This window comes from Ruegeria sp. BC5 (assembly GCF_056539205.1).
In genome coordinates this window covers 14,379-30,649 of sequence record NZ_JBQFUN010000001.1, presented here as the reverse complement: position 1 = coordinate 30,649, position 16,271 = coordinate 14,379, and the positions used below count along the sequence as shown (strand labels likewise).

The 16,271-nt window shown below is 58.4% G+C and carries 19 protein-coding genes; 13 read left to right on the top strand and 6 right to left on the bottom strand.

All coding sequences use genetic code 11. The features are described 5' to 3' along the window. The first annotated feature begins 13 nt into the window (after positions 1 to 13). The 4 genes from ACR0LY_RS00155 to arsC are packed head-to-tail and all read left to right on the top strand — an operon-like array spanning position 14 to position 2,200. Positions 14 to 352, top strand: a complete 339-nt coding sequence (locus ACR0LY_RS00155) for a DUF952 domain-containing protein (RefSeq protein WP_170349283.1) — start codon at positions 14 to 16, stop codon at positions 350 to 352. Continuing rightward, positions 349 to 780: a DUF1330 domain-containing protein gene (locus tag ACR0LY_RS00150; RefSeq protein ID WP_170349285.1), complete on the top strand. Its 432-nt coding sequence runs from the start codon at positions 349 to 351 to the stop codon at positions 778 to 780. Before ACR0LY_RS00155 ends, ACR0LY_RS00150 begins: the two co-directional genes overlap by 4 nt. Then, on the top strand, positions 777 to 1,835 hold the full coding sequence (locus ACR0LY_RS00145) for a quinone-dependent dihydroorotate dehydrogenase (RefSeq protein WP_170349287.1): 1,059 nt from the start codon (positions 777 to 779) through the stop codon (positions 1,833 to 1,835). The genes ACR0LY_RS00150 and ACR0LY_RS00145 overlap by 4 nt, the downstream gene beginning before the upstream one ends. After that, complete coding sequence (gene arsC / locus ACR0LY_RS00140) at positions 1,832 to 2,200, top strand: arsenate reductase (glutaredoxin) (RefSeq protein WP_170349289.1); 369 nt, start codon at positions 1,832 to 1,834, stop codon at positions 2,198 to 2,200. The genes ACR0LY_RS00145 and arsC overlap by 4 nt, the downstream gene beginning before the upstream one ends. Here arsC and ACR0LY_RS00135 read toward each other — a convergent pair. The 3 genes from ACR0LY_RS00135 to ACR0LY_RS00125 are packed head-to-tail and all read right to left on the bottom strand — an operon-like array spanning position 2,170 to position 4,430. Continuing rightward, positions 2,170 to 3,489, bottom strand: coding sequence for an MATE family efflux transporter (locus tag ACR0LY_RS00135; RefSeq protein ID WP_170349291.1), 1,320 nt, complete (start codon positions 3,487 to 3,489; stop codon positions 2,170 to 2,172). The genes arsC and ACR0LY_RS00135 overlap by 31 nt on opposite strands. A gap of 3 nt (positions 3,490 to 3,492) precedes the next feature. Further along, positions 3,493 to 4,011, bottom strand: a complete 519-nt coding sequence (locus ACR0LY_RS00130; RefSeq protein WP_170349293.1) for a PaaI family thioesterase — start codon at positions 4,009 to 4,011, stop codon at positions 3,493 to 3,495. After that, positions 4,011 to 4,430, bottom strand: a complete 420-nt coding sequence (locus ACR0LY_RS00125) for a PaaI family thioesterase (RefSeq protein WP_170349295.1) — start codon at positions 4,428 to 4,430, stop codon at positions 4,011 to 4,013. The genes ACR0LY_RS00130 and ACR0LY_RS00125 overlap by 1 nt, the downstream gene beginning before the upstream one ends. Positions 4,431 to 4,543: 113 nt before the next feature. Here ACR0LY_RS00125 and ACR0LY_RS00120 point away from each other — a divergent pair, with 113 nt between their 5' ends. The 8 genes from ACR0LY_RS00120 (at position 4,544) to ACR0LY_RS00085 (ending at position 12,520) form a co-directional block, all read left to right on the top strand. After that, positions 4,544 to 4,912 carry a MerR family transcriptional regulator gene (locus tag ACR0LY_RS00120; RefSeq protein ID WP_170349296.1) on the top strand — a complete coding sequence of 123 codons (369 nt, stop codon included), beginning with the start codon at positions 4,544 to 4,546 and terminating at the stop codon, positions 4,910 to 4,912. A 289-nt stretch (positions 4,913 to 5,201) separates the two neighbouring features. After that, entirely contained in the window at positions 5,202 to 5,603 is a 402-nt protein-coding gene (locus ACR0LY_RS00115; RefSeq protein WP_170349298.1) for a MerR family transcriptional regulator, read from the top strand. A 46-nt stretch (positions 5,604 to 5,649) separates the two neighbouring features. Further along, positions 5,650 to 7,431, top strand: coding sequence for an acyl-CoA dehydrogenase C-terminal domain-containing protein (locus ACR0LY_RS00110; protein ID WP_170349300.1), 1,782 nt, complete (start codon positions 5,650 to 5,652; stop codon positions 7,429 to 7,431). A 55-nt stretch (positions 7,432 to 7,486) separates the two neighbouring features. After that, a complete protein-coding gene (locus ACR0LY_RS00105) occupies positions 7,487 to 7,699 on the top strand; it encodes a hypothetical protein (RefSeq protein ID WP_170349301.1) in 213 nt (70 codons plus the stop codon). 277 nt (positions 7,700 to 7,976) lie between these two features. Further along, positions 7,977 to 8,615, top strand: coding sequence for a glutathione S-transferase family protein (locus tag ACR0LY_RS00100; RefSeq protein WP_170349303.1), 639 nt, complete (start codon positions 7,977 to 7,979; stop codon positions 8,613 to 8,615). 11 nt (positions 8,616 to 8,626) lie between these two features. After that, entirely contained in the window at positions 8,627 to 9,838 is a 1,212-nt protein-coding gene (locus tag ACR0LY_RS00095) for an acetyl-CoA C-acetyltransferase (protein WP_170349305.1), read from the top strand. Then, a complete protein-coding gene (locus tag ACR0LY_RS00090) occupies positions 9,838 to 10,326 on the top strand; it encodes a cupin domain-containing protein (RefSeq protein ID WP_170349307.1) in 489 nt (162 codons plus the stop codon). The genes ACR0LY_RS00095 and ACR0LY_RS00090 overlap by 1 nt, the downstream gene beginning before the upstream one ends. Next, positions 10,319 to 12,520, top strand: coding sequence for a 3-hydroxyacyl-CoA dehydrogenase NAD-binding domain-containing protein (locus ACR0LY_RS00085; RefSeq protein WP_170349309.1), 2,202 nt, complete (start codon positions 10,319 to 10,321; stop codon positions 12,518 to 12,520). Before ACR0LY_RS00090 ends, ACR0LY_RS00085 begins: the two co-directional genes overlap by 8 nt. 66 nt (positions 12,521 to 12,586) lie before the next feature. On the opposite strand, the gene ACR0LY_RS00080 is transcribed toward ACR0LY_RS00085, so the two are convergent. The 3 genes from ACR0LY_RS00080 to ACR0LY_RS00070 all read right to left on the bottom strand — a co-directional run bounded on the left by ACR0LY_RS00080 (position 12,587) and on the right by ACR0LY_RS00070 (position 15,104). After that, on the bottom strand, positions 12,587 to 13,369 hold the full coding sequence (locus ACR0LY_RS00080; protein WP_367647914.1) for a Hint domain-containing protein: 783 nt from the start codon (positions 13,367 to 13,369) through the stop codon (positions 12,587 to 12,589). 149 nt (positions 13,370 to 13,518) lie between these two features. Continuing rightward, entirely contained in the window at positions 13,519 to 14,181 is a 663-nt protein-coding gene (locus ACR0LY_RS00075) for a sulfotransferase family 2 domain-containing protein (protein WP_170349311.1), read from the bottom strand. Then, positions 14,178 to 15,104: a DMT family transporter gene (locus ACR0LY_RS00070; protein ID WP_170349312.1), complete on the bottom strand. Its 927-nt coding sequence runs from the start codon at positions 15,102 to 15,104 to the stop codon at positions 14,178 to 14,180. The genes ACR0LY_RS00075 and ACR0LY_RS00070 overlap by 4 nt, the downstream gene beginning before the upstream one ends. Positions 15,105 to 15,254: 150 nt before the next feature. Here ACR0LY_RS00070 and ACR0LY_RS00065 point away from each other — a divergent pair, with 150 nt between their 5' ends. Next, positions 15,255 to 16,271, top strand: coding sequence for a hypothetical protein (locus ACR0LY_RS00065; RefSeq protein ID WP_170349313.1), 1,017 nt, complete (start codon positions 15,255 to 15,257; stop codon positions 16,269 to 16,271).

Below are 16,271 nucleotides of genomic sequence, written 5' to 3'. Positions count from 1 at the left end.
GCATCACCACCTCATGCTGATTTACAAGATATTCAGGGCCGAGGAATGGGCCGCACTGCAGGATCAGGGTGCCTCGGATGGCGCACCGATTGATGTGTCTGACGGATATGTCCATTTCTCGACCGCCCAACAGGCGGCTGAGACCGCAGCCAAACACTTTGCCGGTGTCGAAGGTTTGACCTTGTTGGCCTGCGATGCCGATGCCATGGACGATGATCTGAAATGGGAGATCTCGCGCGGTGACGCCTTGTTCCCGCATCTTTACCGGCAGATCCGCATGACAGATGTCGTCTGGTCGCGCCCCCTGCCTTTTGACGGGCAAGCCCACCAATTCCCCGAGGGGATGGAATGAGGTCTTTTGTCGACCCTGACCGCACCCAGTTTGAAGCGTTCAAGGCGCTGGACCGTGATCATCCGATCGAAATGTTGAATCTGGTCAAGTTTCGCGACATGGCCGAATACCCGACGGGCCACGAACTGGCGGATGCCGGGCTGACCGGCGCGCAGGCTTATCGAAATTACGGCGCGGAAACCGCCCCGATTATCGCGCGCCTTGGGGCGTCGATCCTGTGGCGCGGCGCGTTTCAGACCACTCTGATCGGCCCGCAGGACGAAGATTGGGATGAGGTATTTATCGCCCGCTATCCGACTGCACATGCGTTTTTGGAAATGGTGACCGACCCGGATTATCAGGCTGCGGTTATTCACAGGCAGGCTGCGGTTGCAACTTCGCGCCTGATCCGCTGCGCCCCGGCCAAAGGTGGAGAGACTTTCGGATGAAACTGACCGAGAAACTGGGGCTGGCGGTCCTGCACAAGATGGACCCTGAAGCCGCCCATGGCATGTCGATCAAGGCGTTGAAGGCCGGGCTTGCCCCGATGCCCGGGCCGGTCACATCGCCGCGGCTGAAAACTCACGTAGCTGGACTGGACCTGCCCAATCCGGTCGGTCTGGCTGCGGGGTTTGACAAGAATGGAGAGGTTTTGCCCCCCCTCTCACGCACAGGCTTTGGCTTTATCGAAGTGGGCGCTGTTACACCACGCCCGCAGCCAGGCAACCCCAAACCTCGCTTGTTCCGCCTGACCGAGGATAAGGCCGCAATCAACCGCTTTGGCTTCAACAACGAAGGCATGGAGGTCATGGCGCGCCGTCTGGCCGACCGCCCCAAGAATGCGATCATCGGGCTGAACCTGGGCGCGAACAAGGACAGTGACGACCGCCCCGGCGATTTTGCCAAAGTGTTGGCCCATTGCGCCGAGCATCTGGATTTCGCCACGGTCAATGTCTCATCCCCCAACACCGAGAAACTGCGGGACCTGCAGGGCAAGGCCGCGCTTGGCGCATTGCTGGGCGGCGTGATCGAAACTCGCAACGGTCTGTCCCGGCCTTTACCCATTTTCCTGAAAATTGCCCCTGACCTGACCGAGGCCGAATTGCAGGACATCGCCGATGTGGCGAAGGAAACAGGCGTTGACGCGGTGATTGCAACCAACACTACATTGTCCCGCGATGGGCTGCGCAGTGGGCATAAGGGTCAAACCGGCGGCCTGTCCGGCGCGCCCTTATTCGAAAAATCGACACGTGTTCTGGCACAGCTGAGCCAGCTGATCGAGGGCAAAATCCCGCTGATTGGCGTGGGTGGTATCAGCAGCGCGGAACAGGCGTATGCCAAGATCTGCGCCGGGGCATCTGCCGTGCAACTTTATACCGCGTTGGTGTATGGCGGTATTTCTCTGGTCGCAGATATCGCGCAAGGTCTCGATAAATTGCTGGAACGAGATGGATTCAACAACGTCGCGCAAGCAGTTGGAAGTAAACGAAAGGATTGGCTTTGATTTCATATTGGCACAACCCGCGCTGTTCGAAATCCCGCGCCGGGCTGGCTCTGCTGGAAGAGAATGGCGCGCAGATCGAGGTTCGGAAATACCTGGAAGACGCACCCTCGACCGATGAGCTGCGTACGGTGCTGGGCAAACTCGGCGTCAACGCCATAGACATGATGCGCACGGGTGAGAAAAAGTTCAAAGAACTGGGTCTGACCAAAGCAACCCCTGCTAATGAATTGATCACCGCAATGGCAGAGAACCCCATCTTGATCGAGCGCCCTCTGGCAATCGCAGGTGACAAGGCTGCCATCGGACGCCCACCCGAAAACCTACTTACGCTGATTCAGGCCACTTGCGCCTCAAGCCTAGGATAGCGCCAGCCCATGGTGACGCCGCGCGCGATGTTCAGTACCATCAGCGCGGCCCACAAGCCGTGGTTACCAAAGGCCGGCACCAGTAGGAACAGGGCCGCCACATAGATCGCAACTGATTGAACCATCGCGTTGCGCATCGCACGCGTCCAGGTGGCCCCGATATAGATGCCGTCGAACATCCAGCTTGCCACCCCGATTGCCGGGGCCAGCGCGGCCCAGATAAGATAGTCTCGCGCCGCCGCGCGCACCTCGGCCGAAGTTGACATCAGATCGATCAGCGCAGGCCCAGCCAAATAGAACACAGCCCCCAGCAGGAACGCCCCACCTACGCCCCATTGGGACGCCATGATTGACGCCCGCCGGACCTGAGACCGGTTCCGCGCGCCCACGGCACTGCCGACCAGAGCCTCGGCGGAAAAGGCGAAGCCGTCCAAGGCAAATGCGGTGATCTCAAGAAACTGCAGCAAGACCTGATTGGCAGCCAGGTTAACGTCTCCCAGATCGGACCCAACGAACAGAAATGTCGTGAACGCGCCCGTCAGCAGAACAGATCGGATCATGATGTCAGCATTAACCTGCATCATCCGGCGCAATCGCGCTGCGTCGAATATACGTGGCCAGTCGCGCCATTGATTCCCTGTGAACGCTTCGCGGCACAGATACAGGCCCAGCGCCAGCCCGGTCCATTCCGCGATCAGGGTAGCAATGGCCACACCTTCGACGCCCCAGCCCAACCCAAGCACGAACCACAAGTCCAGCAAGATGTTCAACCCGTTCATCCAGACCTGCAGGAGAAACACGCCCCTTGTCTGCTCTATCGCGATCAGCCAACCCGTAACGGCAAAAAGCGCGATGGTTGCCGGGGCACCCCAAATGCGGATTTGCAGGTAATCCTGCGTCAACGCCTCAACCTCGGGGCTGGCGGGTGACAGGGCAAACGCCCCCCAGAACAGCCCGACTTGCGTGAGAATAAAGAACAGCCCCGCCGCGCCGCCCAACAGCAGCCCGCGCATCAATAGCGCACCGGTTTCCGCCGTATCCCCTGCCCCGCGCGCCTGCGCCGCCAGACCGGTCGTGCCCATGCGCAGAAAGCCAAAGATCCAATAGATCGCAGACAGGATAACCGCGCCCATACCGACGGCCCCGATGGGCGCAGCCAACCCCATCTGACCGACTACACCGGTATCCACAGCGCCAAGTATCGGAACCGTGGCATTCGACAGCACAATCGGAACGGCGATTTTCAACACCCGCGTATGTGTCAGGGGTGCCGAGGCGTGCTGCGTCACGGGTTACTCTCTTTCCGCTTTCGGCTGCGGCATCAGGAAATGCCCCGTGGCCTGCGCGATGGGTCGTGCGTGATTGTCCTGCCAGGCCTCGACCCGGACCGAGGCATAGCGCCTGCCGGACCGGCTGACAAAGGCGCGCGCATAAGCATCCCGCGGCAAGCCAGAGCGTAAGTAGTCAACCGTGAAATCAACGGTTTTTGGAAATCTCACCGCATCGGCTTTGAACAAATCTTCGGCCTCGATCTCACCGCTTTCGATGCGGGGAAAGAAGTGTTCCCAACTCAGCGTGATGACGGCCGTCACCTCAAGAAATGCGGCTGTAACCCCGCCATGCAGCGCGGGCAGCAATGGATTTCCGATCAGCTTGTCGTCAAAGTTCAGCACCCCAGTCAGCTCATCGCCGCGTCGGTCGAAGGTGATATTGAGAAAGCGGATGTAAGGAACTCCGTCGACAATCGCCTTCAGGGCCGCGTCGCGACGTTGCTTGACCACCTGCATGGGTTCGGGTCGGGGACGCACCATTACAATCCCTCCACCGTAAAGGCGCCTGCCGCTGTTGCGACCGGGCGTTCTTGATCGTCGTCCATCGCGGTTGCCCGAACAAAAGCAACATTGCGCGTAATGTGGTAGCAGGTCGCACGCGCCGTAATGCTCTGCCCCGGCGTCGCTGCGCGCATATAGTCAATTCTCAGGTCAATTGTGGCCGTCCCGCCCGGAGCGGACGGATGGGACATAACGGCCGCCCCACAGCATGTGTCCAGGGCGGCAAACACAGCGCCGCCATGGATAACGCCAGTTCTGGGGTCTCCGATCAGATCCGCATTATACGGCATTGAAATTTCAGCCTCGCCATCGCTGATGGTCGTCAGTTTCAGACCAAGCGCTTTGGCATGCGGAATCGCCTCAATGAACTGGCGGGCAATCTCTACTTTGTCGACCATGTATACGTGTCCTTTGAATTCCGTCCTTTATGAGCCTGCGCTTTGCAAAAGAGCAAGACCGCCTGTTGCGCTTGCCGCCACGACGCCCTAGTTTGCTGCTGAGGAGACAACAAATGACTGACAACCGTTTGTCATTAAACGAGATGTGCGAAGAGTTCGACGTAACCAAGCGCACTTTGCGTTATTACGAATATATCGAACTGCTGCAGCCCGAACGCGAAGGCCGCTCGCGTTATTATGGGCCGCGGGAATGCGCGCGGATGAAACTGATCATGCGTGGGCGCCTGTTTGGATTCTCGCTGGAAGAGATTCGCCAGTGGCTGCTGATCTATGAAGATCAGGGGGATCAGGCGCAAATGGCCGAGTTTATAAAACTGGCCGACCGGCAGATGCCTGAACTGCAAAAACAGCGTCAGCAACTGGACGAGGCGATGGAAGAACTGCAGCGCCTACGCGACCAGACCGCTAAATCTCTGGGTTGATATTCGACAGGATCAACTGGCCTCTCTTGACCTTTAGAACATTCTGCAAGCGCAGCGCTGCGTCAGAATTACTGTCTGACCGTTAGGCGTCAGCCCCCGCCCCACAGCTAAATTCCGTTACGTAACGATTTCAATTGGGCGTTATCCGCACCTTGACGCGAGAGGATGCTACGTCAACTTTCATAGTGACGTAGCGTTTGCATTACGTGAACGTCATCTACGTGTTGTAACGTGCGCATCAACTGCGCAACTGACTTTGATAGACGCCAGTGACAAGAGTGCTGAAACCATGACCGAAGATCTGATGACCATCCGTGAAATGTGCGAGACATATGATGTCACGCCGCGCACTTTGCGATTTTACGAGGCCAAGGAACTTTTGTTTCCGATCCGCGAGGGCCAGAAACGTCTGTTCACCAAACGTGACCGGGCGCGCCTGAAACTGATCCTGCGCGGCAAGCGCTTTGGCTTTAGCCTGGAAGAGATCCGGCAGCTACTGGACCTGTACCATGTGGGCGACCAGCAAATGACCCAGATGACCCGTACGTTTGAAATCGCACGGGAACGTCTGGCAGATATGGAAGCCCGCCGCGAAGAGCTGACGCAAGCCATTGACGATCTGAAAGAACAGCTGCGCTGGGGCGAAAAAGTCATCGCCTCGATGAAGAACGAGAACAAAGCCGCCGAGTAACTCTGGCGGCCCAATCCCCGGACATCTGAATTTAAGGGAGCTTCAAATGCCCGTCTATAACGCGCCTACAAAAGACACTCAGTTCATTCTGCACGATGTTCTGAAAATCTCAGACTCGGATATTCCGGGGTACAGTGAACTGGAATCCGAATTCACCGGTGCCGTTCTGGAAGAGGCCGGCAAGGTCGCGGCCAATGTTTTACATCCCCTGAATGTGGTGGGTGACACCGAAGGGTGCCGGTTGGAAAATGGCATCGTGTACACGCCCACAGGCTTCAAGGACGCGTTCGAGCAGATGAAAGAAGGCGGCTGGACCGGCCTCGACATGCCCGAAGAGTATGGCGGTCAGAACATGCCCTACGTCATCGGCACGGCTGTGGGCGAGATGTTCTCGGGCGCAAACCAGGCCTTTACAATGTATCAGGGCCTGACCCATGGCGCGGCCTCGGCCATTCTGGCGCATGGCTCGGACGAGCAGAAGAACAAGTACCTGCCCAACATGGTCAGTTGCGAATGGACTGGCACCATGAACCTGACCGAACCGCATTGCGGCACCGATCTGGGCCTGATGCGCACCAAAGCGGAACCGCAGAGTGACGGCAGCTATAAGATTTCCGGCCAGAAAATCTTTATTTCGGCCGGCGATCACGACATGGCCGACAACATCATCCATCTGGTGCTGGCCAAGATTCCCGGCGGTCCCGAGGGTATCAAGGGCGTGTCGCTGTTCATTGTGCCCAAGTTCATCGTGAACGAAGACGGGTCACTGGGTGAGCGCAACGGCGTCTCGGTCGGCAAGATCGAAGAGAAGATGGGCATCCACGGCAACTCGACCTGTGTCATGAACTATGACGAGGCCACCGGCTGGTTGCTGGGCGAAGAACACAAGGGCATGCGCGCCATGTTCACCATGATGAACGAGGCGCGTTTGGGTGTCGGCATGCAGGGTCTGTCTCAGGCCGAGGCTGCGTTCCAGAACGCCTTGGAATACGCCAAGGACCGCCTGCAGGGTCGCGATGTGACCGGGGTGAAGAACCCGGACGGTCCCGCCGATCCGCTGATCGTTCATCCCGATATTCGCCGCAATCTGATGGATCAGAAAAGCTTCACCGAAGGGGCCCGCGCGTTCATCCTGTGGGGCGCGACGATGATCGACAAGGCGCACCGGTCGGGTGACAAGGACGCGGACGGGCTGATCTCGCTGTTGACGCCGGTTATCAAGGGCTTCCTGACGGATGAAGGCTACGACATGACCGTTCAGGCGCAGCAGGTCTATGGCGGCCACGGTTACATCGAAGAATGGGGTATGTCGCAATACACTCGCGACGCCCGCATCGCGATGATCTACGAAGGTGCCAATGGCGTTCAGGCGCTGGACCTGGTCGGTCGTAAGCTGGCGCAGGACAGCGGCAAGCACGTCATGGCGTTTTTCGAGATGGTCAAATCCTTCTGCAAGGAAAACGGCGGCAAGGATGAGGCTTATGATAAGGCCTTCATCGAACCGCTGAAGGCCGCGTCCAAAGACCTTCAGGCTGCCGGCATGTATTTTATGCAGGAAGGGATGAAGAACCCCAATAACGCTTTGTCCGGTTCGTACGACTTCATGCACATGTTCGGCCATGTCTGCCTGGGCCTGATGTGGGCGCAAATGGCCAAGGCGGCGCAGGACGCGCTGGATGGTGGTGCGTCGGACAAAGAGTTCTACGAGACCAAGCTCAACACTGGTCGATTCTACATGGCGCGCCGCCTGCCCGCCACGGGCATGCATCTGGCGCGCATCCAGACCGGCGCGGAAACGGTCATGGCGCTGGAGGCCGCCAACTTCTGAACATAACCCGGCCTTGGGGTCCTACCCCCGAGGCCGGACTTTCGAAAGAGAGACAATGCCAAAACGTTTTCGCCTGACCCGCCGCTTTCCGGTCGCTATGACCGAGGACAGCTATCGCAAACTGCGCGGCTTTGCGCGCGAGGCCGGGTTGGACGAAGGTGAGGCGTTATCCTTTCTGTTCGAGAATTTCAACAGTGTGATCAATGAGGACAAGCTGACCCGAAGGCTGCGCGAATTCAATTCTGAGCTTGAGGCGCGCAAGCGATGATCAAGGCGCAACAGATATTTGCTCGCGCTCAACTCGAGGTTGGGCGCCTCCGGCGGGAGTATTTTTGAAAAGATGAAAATGTGATGCGTCCCTGCCACCGGGCGCACTCACCTTCAGGACAGGGACGACTTCACCTTTTACGGTCATCGGCTCTCCAGCCTGTACCGCTCGGCCATATCAAAGGAACAAGGTTGATAAACAGTGAACGCGAAGTCTTCATCTTTTCAAAAATACTCGAATCCAACCTGACCACGCACACCACGGGAGGGGTGATCGCATGACTATCAAACTGCACTGTTTCGGCGAAAGCGGAAATTCCTACAAGGCCGCGCTGGCGCTTGAGATGTCGGGACTGGACTGGGAGCCTGTCTTTGTCGATTTCTTCAACGGCCAGACCCGCACATCCGAATACCGTGCCGACGTCAACGAGATGGGCGAAGCACCCGTTCTGATCGATGGCGATTTCCGCACCACGCAATCCGGTGCCATTCAGGCCTATGTGACCGAGAAATCTGGCAAGTTCGGCGGCAAGGATCGCGACGAGAATTACGAGATTTTCCGTTGGGTTCTGTGGGACAATCACAAGCTCAGTTCGATGGCCGGGCTAACCCGCTTTCTGATCAACTTCTTGCCTGAACAGCACCGCAACCCGGATGTCATCGCCTTTAACCAAGGTCGGTTGAAAGCGGCCTATCAAATCCTGAACGACCATTTGGACGGCCGTGATTGGATCGTCGGTGATGGCGTGACCAACGCCGACATCAGCTGCTGCGGCTACCTCTATTACCCCGAACCATTCGGCTTTGACCGCGCCGACTGGCCCCATATCGACGCCTGGCTGACGCGCCTTAGCGAGCAGCCCGGCTGGAAACACCCCTATGACCTGATGCCCGGCAACCCGTCGGATCGAGCTTAAGGAGAAGACCCATGACCGAAGCTTATATCTATGATGCCCTGCGCACCCCGCGCGGCAAGGGCCGCAAGGATGGCAGCCTGCACGAGGTTACCTCGGTGCGCCTGTCCGCCCTGACCCTGAACGCGATGAAAGAGCGTAACAACCTCGAAGGTCACGCCGTCGAGGACGTGATCTGGGGCAACGTCACGCAGGTGATGGAACAGGGCGGCTGTTTAGCGCGATCGGCCGTGCTGGCCTCCGATCTGGATCAATCGATTCCCGGCTTGGCGATCAACCGTTTCTGTGCCTCGGGGATGGAAGCCGTGAACCTGGCGGCAAACCAGGTCAAGGGCGGCGCTGGCGAAGCCTATATCGCAGGCGGTGTTGAGATGATGGGTCGTGTGGCCATGGGCAGTGACGGTGCCGCGATTGCCGTTGATCCGACGCTGGCGATGGACACCTATTTCGTGCCGCAGGGTATCTCGGCCGATATCATCGCGACCGAGTATGGTTTCAGCCGCGACGACGCCGACGCGCTGGCGGTGGAATCGCAGAGACGTGCAGCAGAGGCATGGGAAGACAACCGGTTCGAGAAATCGGTCATCACCATCAAGGACCAGAACGGCCTGACCATTCTGGACCGCGACGAGTACATGCGCCCCGGAACCGATATGCAAAGCCTCGGCTCGCTGAACCCATCCTTCGCGATGATGGGTGAGCAGATGCCCGGCTTCGACAAAGTGGCGATGCTGAAATACCCGCATCTTGAGCGGATCAACCACATCCACCACGCGGGCAACAGCTCGGGCATTGTGGACGGCGCTGCCGCTGTACTGATCGGCAACAAGGAATTCGGTGAGAAGTACGGCCTGAAACCGCGCGCCCGGATCAAGGCGACCGCAAAGATCGGCACCGACCCGACCATCATGCTGACCGGCCCGGTTCCGGTGACCGAAAAGATCCTGGCCGATAACGGCATGAAGATCAGCGATCTGGACCTGTTCGAAGTGAACGAAGCCTTCGCTTCGGTCGTGTTGAGGTTCCAGCAGGCATTTGACGTTGACCCTGCTCTGGTTAATCCAAACGGCGGCTCAATCGCGATGGGTCACCCGCTGGGCGCGACCGGTGCAATGATCATCGGCACGTTGCTGGATGAGTTGGAGCGTCAGGACAAAGAAACCGGTCTGGCCACGCTCTGCATTGCATCCGGCATGGGTGCGGCAACCATTATCGAGCGTGTCTGATGCCCAAGCTGGACCTCTCACAGATCCCGTTCAAGGGGGGCTCGTCTTATCCCGGCAAACTGGCGCAGGCGACCGCCGGTCGTTTTGTGCAGCGTGTGGGCGATGCGGGCGGGCTGACCCAATACGGCGTTAACATCGTGCGGCTGGAACCGCAGGGCATGTCCTCACTGCGCCATTACCATATGGAGCAGGACGAGTTTGCCATCATCCTCAGTGGCAGTTGCACACTGATCGACGACGATGGCGAGCATGACTTGCAGCCTGGCGATTGCGCCACTTGGCCTGCAGGTGAGGCCAATGGCCACCACCTTGTGAACAAAACTGATGCTCCCATGACCTTTCTGGTCGTGGGCACACGGACCCCGACCGAGACCGGCTATTACAGCGACATAGACATGATGGTGAAGGATGACGAAAACGGATTCGCCTTCACCCGCAAGGATGGCAGCCCGCTGACGGCTGACCAGATTGGAGATGACAATGACTGATTTCACTCTGACCAAAGACGCGGACGGCGTCGCCTTCATTACCTGGGACGCTCAGGGCAAATCCATGAACGTCATGACCCGCGAGGCATTCGAACTGGTCAGCGCGCTGGTCGATCAAGCGCTGGAAGATGATGAGGTCAAAGGCGTCGTTATCACAAGCGGCAAGGAAGGCTCATTTGCCGGCGGCATGGACCTGAGCACGTTGGCCACCATCCGTGAGGAAGCAGGCGATGAACCGGCGCAAGCCTTGTTCGACTTTGTCATGGGCGGCCACCACATCCTGCGCAAGCTGGAACTGGCGGGCATGGACCCCAAGACGAAAAAGGGCGGCAAACCCGTAGTCTGCGCCATCAACGGCACCTGTGCCGGGATCGGGACCGAGATTGCGCTGGCCTGTCACCACCGCGTTATGACCAGCAACCCCAAGGCCAAGATCGGCCTGCCCGAGATTCTGCTGGGCATCTTCCCCGGCGGCGGCGGCACCACGCGCTTTAGCCGCATGGTTGGCGCGATGGCGTCGGCCCCTGTCCTGCTGGAAGGCAAGATGATGGACCCGGCCAAAGCCAAGGGCGCGCAGTTGATCGACGCCGTGGCTGACGATCCGGTAGCTGCCGCAAAAGAGTGGGTTCTGAACGCAAAAGACGCCGATCTGGTAAAGCCGTGGGATGCCAAGGGTTACAAGATGCCCGGCGGTGCGCCCTATCACCCTGCCGGGTTCATGACCTTCGTCGGTGCCAACGCCATGGTGAACGGCAAGACTCAGGGTGCTTTCCCGGCAGCCAAAGCATTGCTGAGTTCGATCTACGAAGGTGCACTGGTCGATTTCGACACCGCCCTGCGGATCGAGGCGCGGTGGTTTACCTCGATCCTGATGAACCCGTCATCGTCGGCAATGATCCGGTCGCTGTTCCTGAACAAAGAGGCATTGGAGAAAGGCGCGGTGCGTCCCAAGGATGTGCCCGATCAGCGCGTCAAAAAAGTCGGTGTTCTGGGCGCTGGTATGATGGGGGCTGGTATCGCACTGGTCAGCGCTCAGGCAGGCATGGAAGTGGTTCTGGTCGACCGCGATCAGGAAGCCGCTGACAAGGGCAAGGCCTATACCGAGAGCTATCTGGACAAGGGTATGAAGCGCGGCAAGGTCACGGCTGAAAAGAAAGAGGCCATGCTGGATCGCATCACCGCGACCCCGGATCTTGATCACCTGAAGGGCTGCGATCTGATCATCGAAGCTGTCTTCGAAGACCCGGGCGTGAAGGCCGAGATGACCCAGAAGGTCGAGGCGATCATCCCCGAGGATTGCATCTTTGCCTCGAACACATCGACCCTTCCGATCACTGATCTGGCCAAAGCATCCTCGCGGCCTGAACAGTTCATCGGTATCCACTTCTTCTCACCGGTCGAGAAGATGTTCCTGGTCGAAATCATCAAGGGCAAGGAAACCGGGGATCGCGCGGTGGCCAAGGCGCTGGATTATGTACGCCAGATCAGGAAGACACCGATCGTGGTCAACGATGCGCGCTTCTTTTACGCCAACAGGTGTATCATTCCCTACATCAACGAAGGTGTTCGGATGATTGCCGAGGGGGTGAACCCTGTATTGATCGACAATGCCGCACGTCAGTTGGGCTTCCCGGTGGGGCCAATCCAGCTGACCGATGAGACCTCGATCGATCTGGGGGCCAAGATTGCCCGCGCGACCAAGGCGGCGATGGGCGATGCCTACCCGGAAAGCCCCTCGGACGATCTGATCTTCTGGATGGAGGAACAGGGCCGTCTGGGCCGCAAGGCAAATGCGGGCTTCTTCGACTATGACGACAAGGGTAAGCGCGTCGAATACTGGAAAGGCTTGCAAGAGAAATACCCGCATGCCGAGGATCAGCCTGACCTGATCGAAGTGCAGGAACGTCTGATGTTCGCACAGGTTCTGGAAGCGGTCCGCGCGCTGGAAGAAGGCGTTCTGGAAGACATTCGCGAAGGTGACGTGGGCGCGATCCTTGGTTGGGGCTTTGCGCCTTGGTCGGGTGGTCCGCTCAGCTGGTTGGACATCATCGGCACGCCTTACGCGGCCGAGCGCTGTGATCAGTTGGCCAAGGCCTATGGCGAACGTTTCGCCTGCCCGCCGCTGCTGCGTGAGATGGCTGAGAAAGGCCAATCCTTCTACGGCCGCTTCAACCCCGAAGCAAAAGCCGCCTAAAGAAAAACGCTGGCGCATGCCCCCATGCGCCAGCGTTACTTTGCAGTCTCAGATACAGCTTCCCAGTCAGATCATCATGACAGGCCGTCCCGGGCGCCCAGGACGACGTGCGCCTCTGGCCGGTCTGGTCGGTACAATCGGGTGATCAAAGATCGGTGCAGGCAGCGAGCCCAGTGAATTTGCCAAAACGGCAATATCGCGACGTCTTCCGGTCAGATAGATCAAATCCGCAGCGGCCTCGGCCGAGACAACCTTATATGACGCCCTACCAGGGACATTACGTGATCCAAAACGCCCCGAGGGGCAGAAGGCCCGGAAGCCGCCCTCGATATAGATCACCTCATCCTGATCGAAGAACAGGGTGCTGATATCGAAACAGGACGCAGGCACATTCGAAGTGATGCGAAACATGCCGCTCAGCAACCTTGCCGAAACAACAGGCAGGCTGACCGGCAGCGCGATCGGATCATGGTCCAGCTTGGTGTTATCCAACGCCACGCCCTGTTCCGGCATCAGCCAGACCGGCCGACCATTATAGGCCGCATGTGAAGGTATGCGCACCGGCATGCTATCGGCATTGGTTTCATCGGGCGGCACCGTGATGCAATCCGTCGCAATGCGATTTATCGCCTTGAAACCATTGTCCAATGTACGAATGAGGTCGCCAACCTGAAGCTCTTCTACCAGCTTCCATCCACCTTTGGTTGCAACCTTGGTTCCATGTACCAGACCGCCCCGGCGTGCGTTCAACGCGGCCTGCGGTTCAGCGGTGCCCTGGTACTCAGAACGCTCTGCAAAATCAATGACACTCTCTACTTTCAACAAGAACCGAACCCACTCTTTACTCACTACAACTACGTTCGATGATTAACACAGGATTAAGTGGGATGACTTATTTTTGACATATTACGGCCAGATTTGGGCCATTTCGGGGTCGATAAACGACCTACATCCAAACAACACCGCGAAAATTAATAAAATTGGGCTCGAATTGGAAACTATGCGCGGTCAATCGCATCAAATGCATAGCCGAATCTAGCGATGTCTTCAGCACAGGCTTCGGCCACAGCATTGGCGGTCTGATCCGAATAATACTCGCGGTAATCTTCCAATCGCTCGGATCGATTGAGCCTGGGTAAGCTTAGGTGAAAACCCAAATGGTCGAACAATGGGGCCGCGTCCTGATCGAAGTATTCCAGCCGAATGTAGAACCGGCATTGTTCGACTCCATCCGCACGGGTCATATAGTGCCGCGCCGGGCTCTGTCGGAATGGCTGCGTCGTATCGGGGTGCAAGACAAACTGGTCAAAAGTCAGAGCCTTTGCCAGCGAAACCGCTGGGTGGTCAAAACCTTGCACGCGCAGCCAGTGATAATAGCTGACGATCCGGTCCCACGGGTTGCGCACCATGGTGAATGTGGTCAGCGACTGCAACTCCTGGACCGACAGAACTCCGTCAATATCGGTCAGGGTCGAATGTTTCCATAACCGTCCCCTGCCCTTCAGCGCCTTGGCCCGTTTGCGGCGCTTCACAGCTTTGGGCGTATCCCCGATCAGGATGTCATCCTTCATTGCCCGTGCTTCCAGCGCCTGTGCCAAAGACGTGCCGCCAGTTTTGGGAATATGGACGAACACATAGCCGCGCCCGCGCGAGATGATCACGCTGCCTCTCCCACCGCGGCCGCGCGCTTTGAGCGCCAGCCCAGCAACGCTCCCGCTGCCGCGATCAAGCCAATCCCCAAAATTTGCATGACACCAATCGTCTGATTCAGTGCCACCCAGGCGAATAGCGGGCCGAAAATCATCACCGAATATTCGAACACAGCTACATAAGAGGTCTCACCGATCTGATAGGATTTGATCAACATGAAGACTGCAATGGTTGAGCCGACCGCCTGTATGACGACCCAGATCAACGCGGGTTGCATCTGCCAGACCATACCGCGCGTCACGAACCCGTCGGGGAAGGAATGTGGCACGAACGAGAACACAGCCAACCCAATCGCCCCAGCAAGCCCAAGCGTGATAATCATGGCCGCCAACAGGGCGACCGTGCTTTCCTGTGCGCAGTGGCTGCGTGTGACGAGGGAACTGAGGGCATAAAATAACCCTCCGGCCACTGGTAGCAGCGTCTTGGCGTCAAACTCATAAGGGTTGAGTTGCAATACGCACAAGGTCCCCGAGAACCCGATCACAACTGCCAGAATGCGCCAGGGGCCGATCCTCTGCCCCATTGCCAGTGCCGAGATCAACATCACAAAAATCGGGGATGTGAACAGGCCCGCCAGTGCCTGCGCAATCGGCATCAACGCCAGTGAGGCGAAGTAGAACAGCATCGCCAGTGTGATCAGTACACTGCGCAGAATAACTGGCCCCAACCGCCGCGGGCGCAAGCTGCCCATTCCCAACAAAGACAGGACGACGATCAGAGGCAGCATCATCAGGGCGCGGATCAGGTGGAACTGCCACAGGCCGATCGTTTCGGCCAACAAGATCACCACGTTGTCGATGACCCCAAGGATCGCCATGGCGCTGACCATCAGGACCGAGGCCAATATCGGTGAGGTCTGAGTATCTGCCTGCATTTTGCACCCCAGTAGCAAAGTGGTGCGTGACACTCTGATCTGCCGCGCGTCGCGATATACAGCACAATTACAAATCGGCGCGCAACAGGTTTGCGCCTTTGGATTTTACCATGCTAAGCTGAAACAAAATAAGTACGAGCATTCCTCACCTTGAAGACAGCACTTAAACAGTACCAGCGGATCGAAGCGACCGGTCTGTGGCGTCCCTCGCCCGATGTGCAGCGGCGCGAGGTGGTGGTGTCGATTGGTGAGGCCACGCTGACGATCTCGGACTTCAACGAACAGGCGCTGACTCATTGGTCCCTGGCCGCGTTGGTGCGCCAGAACCCCGGCGATTTTCCGGCCCTGTTCAACCCCGACGGTGACCCGGACGAAACGCTGGAGCTGGAGGAAGCCGAGACCACGATGATCGAGGCCATCGACCGCCTGCAGCGCGCCATCGACCGGGCGCGACCGCATCCCGGCCGGTTGCGTTGGCTCAGTGTTGCAGGTGTGGTGGCCGCCGTTGCCGCGCTGTTGCTGCTTTGGATGCCGGCTGCGCTGCAAAACCATGTCGTCTCGGTTGTGCCTGACATCAAACGCGCGGATATCGGGAATACCATCCTGCAGCGGATCGAGCGGGTCTCGGGTCGGGCCTGTACTTCCGAAGATGCGCAGGCAGCGCTTGATCAGTTGGCCGCGCGCACCGGCGTTCGGAAAATCGTCATTCTGCCCGCAGGCGTGCAGACAAGCCTTAGCCTGCCGGGTGGGATCGTTTTGCTGAACCGGGCGCTGGTCGAAGATCACGAGGACCCATCGGTCGCAGCTGGCTACGTCATCGCCGAACGTGCCCGCACGCAGGCGCAGGACCCGTTGGATGATCTGCTGGACCGCACCGGCGCCACAACGGCTTTCCGCTTGTTGACGACCGGAGAGCTGACGCCGGCGAATATCGACGCTTACACCGAACAGGTTCTGTCCGAACCCCGCCCGTCCCTGCCCGAGGATGATCTGTTAGAAGTGTTCGCCCAGGCCGCGCTACCGTCGACACCATACGCCTATGCCGTGGATGTCACGGGTGAGACGGTTCTGGGCCTGATCGAGGCCGACCCGATGGCGGGCCGCCCCTTGCAACAGGTACTGCCGGACCGCGATTGGGTCCGGCTACAAAATATCTGCGGCGAATAG

What these genes read in the sequence shown, in the direction of transcription:
- ACR0LY_RS00155 (WP_170349283.1), top strand. Translation starts at nt 14, where the DNA reads ATGCTGATTTACAAGATATTCAGGGCCGAGGAATGGGCCGCACTGCAG.
- ACR0LY_RS00150 (WP_170349285.1), top strand. Translation starts at nt 349, where the DNA reads ATGAGGTCTTTTGTCGACCCTGACCGCACCCAGTTTGAAGCGTTCAAG.
- ACR0LY_RS00145 (WP_170349287.1), top strand. Translation starts at nt 777, where the DNA reads ATGAAACTGACCGAGAAACTGGGGCTGGCGGTCCTGCACAAGATGGAC.
- ACR0LY_RS00130 (WP_170349293.1), bottom strand. Translation starts at nt 4,011, where the DNA reads ATGGTGCGTCCCCGACCCGAACCCATGCAGGTGGTCAAGCAACGTCGC.
- ACR0LY_RS00125 (WP_170349295.1), bottom strand. Translation starts at nt 4,430, where the DNA reads ATGGTCGACAAAGTAGAGATTGCCCGCCAGTTCATTGAGGCGATTCCG.
- ACR0LY_RS00120 (WP_170349296.1), top strand. Translation starts at nt 4,544, where the DNA reads ATGACTGACAACCGTTTGTCATTAAACGAGATGTGCGAAGAGTTCGAC.
- ACR0LY_RS00115 (WP_170349298.1), top strand. Translation starts at nt 5,202, where the DNA reads ATGACCGAAGATCTGATGACCATCCGTGAAATGTGCGAGACATATGAT.
- ACR0LY_RS00110 (WP_170349300.1), top strand. Translation starts at nt 5,650, where the DNA reads ATGCCCGTCTATAACGCGCCTACAAAAGACACTCAGTTCATTCTGCAC.
- ACR0LY_RS00105 (WP_170349301.1), top strand. Translation starts at nt 7,487, where the DNA reads ATGCCAAAACGTTTTCGCCTGACCCGCCGCTTTCCGGTCGCTATGACC.
- ACR0LY_RS00100 (WP_170349303.1), top strand. Translation starts at nt 7,977, where the DNA reads ATGACTATCAAACTGCACTGTTTCGGCGAAAGCGGAAATTCCTACAAG.
- ACR0LY_RS00095 (WP_170349305.1), top strand. Translation starts at nt 8,627, where the DNA reads ATGACCGAAGCTTATATCTATGATGCCCTGCGCACCCCGCGCGGCAAG.
- ACR0LY_RS00090 (WP_170349307.1), top strand. Translation starts at nt 9,838, where the DNA reads ATGCCCAAGCTGGACCTCTCACAGATCCCGTTCAAGGGGGGCTCGTCT.
- ACR0LY_RS00085 (WP_170349309.1), top strand. Translation starts at nt 10,319, where the DNA reads ATGACTGATTTCACTCTGACCAAAGACGCGGACGGCGTCGCCTTCATT.
- ACR0LY_RS00070 (WP_170349312.1), bottom strand. Translation starts at nt 15,104, where the DNA reads ATGCAGGCAGATACTCAGACCTCACCGATATTGGCCTCGGTCCTGATG.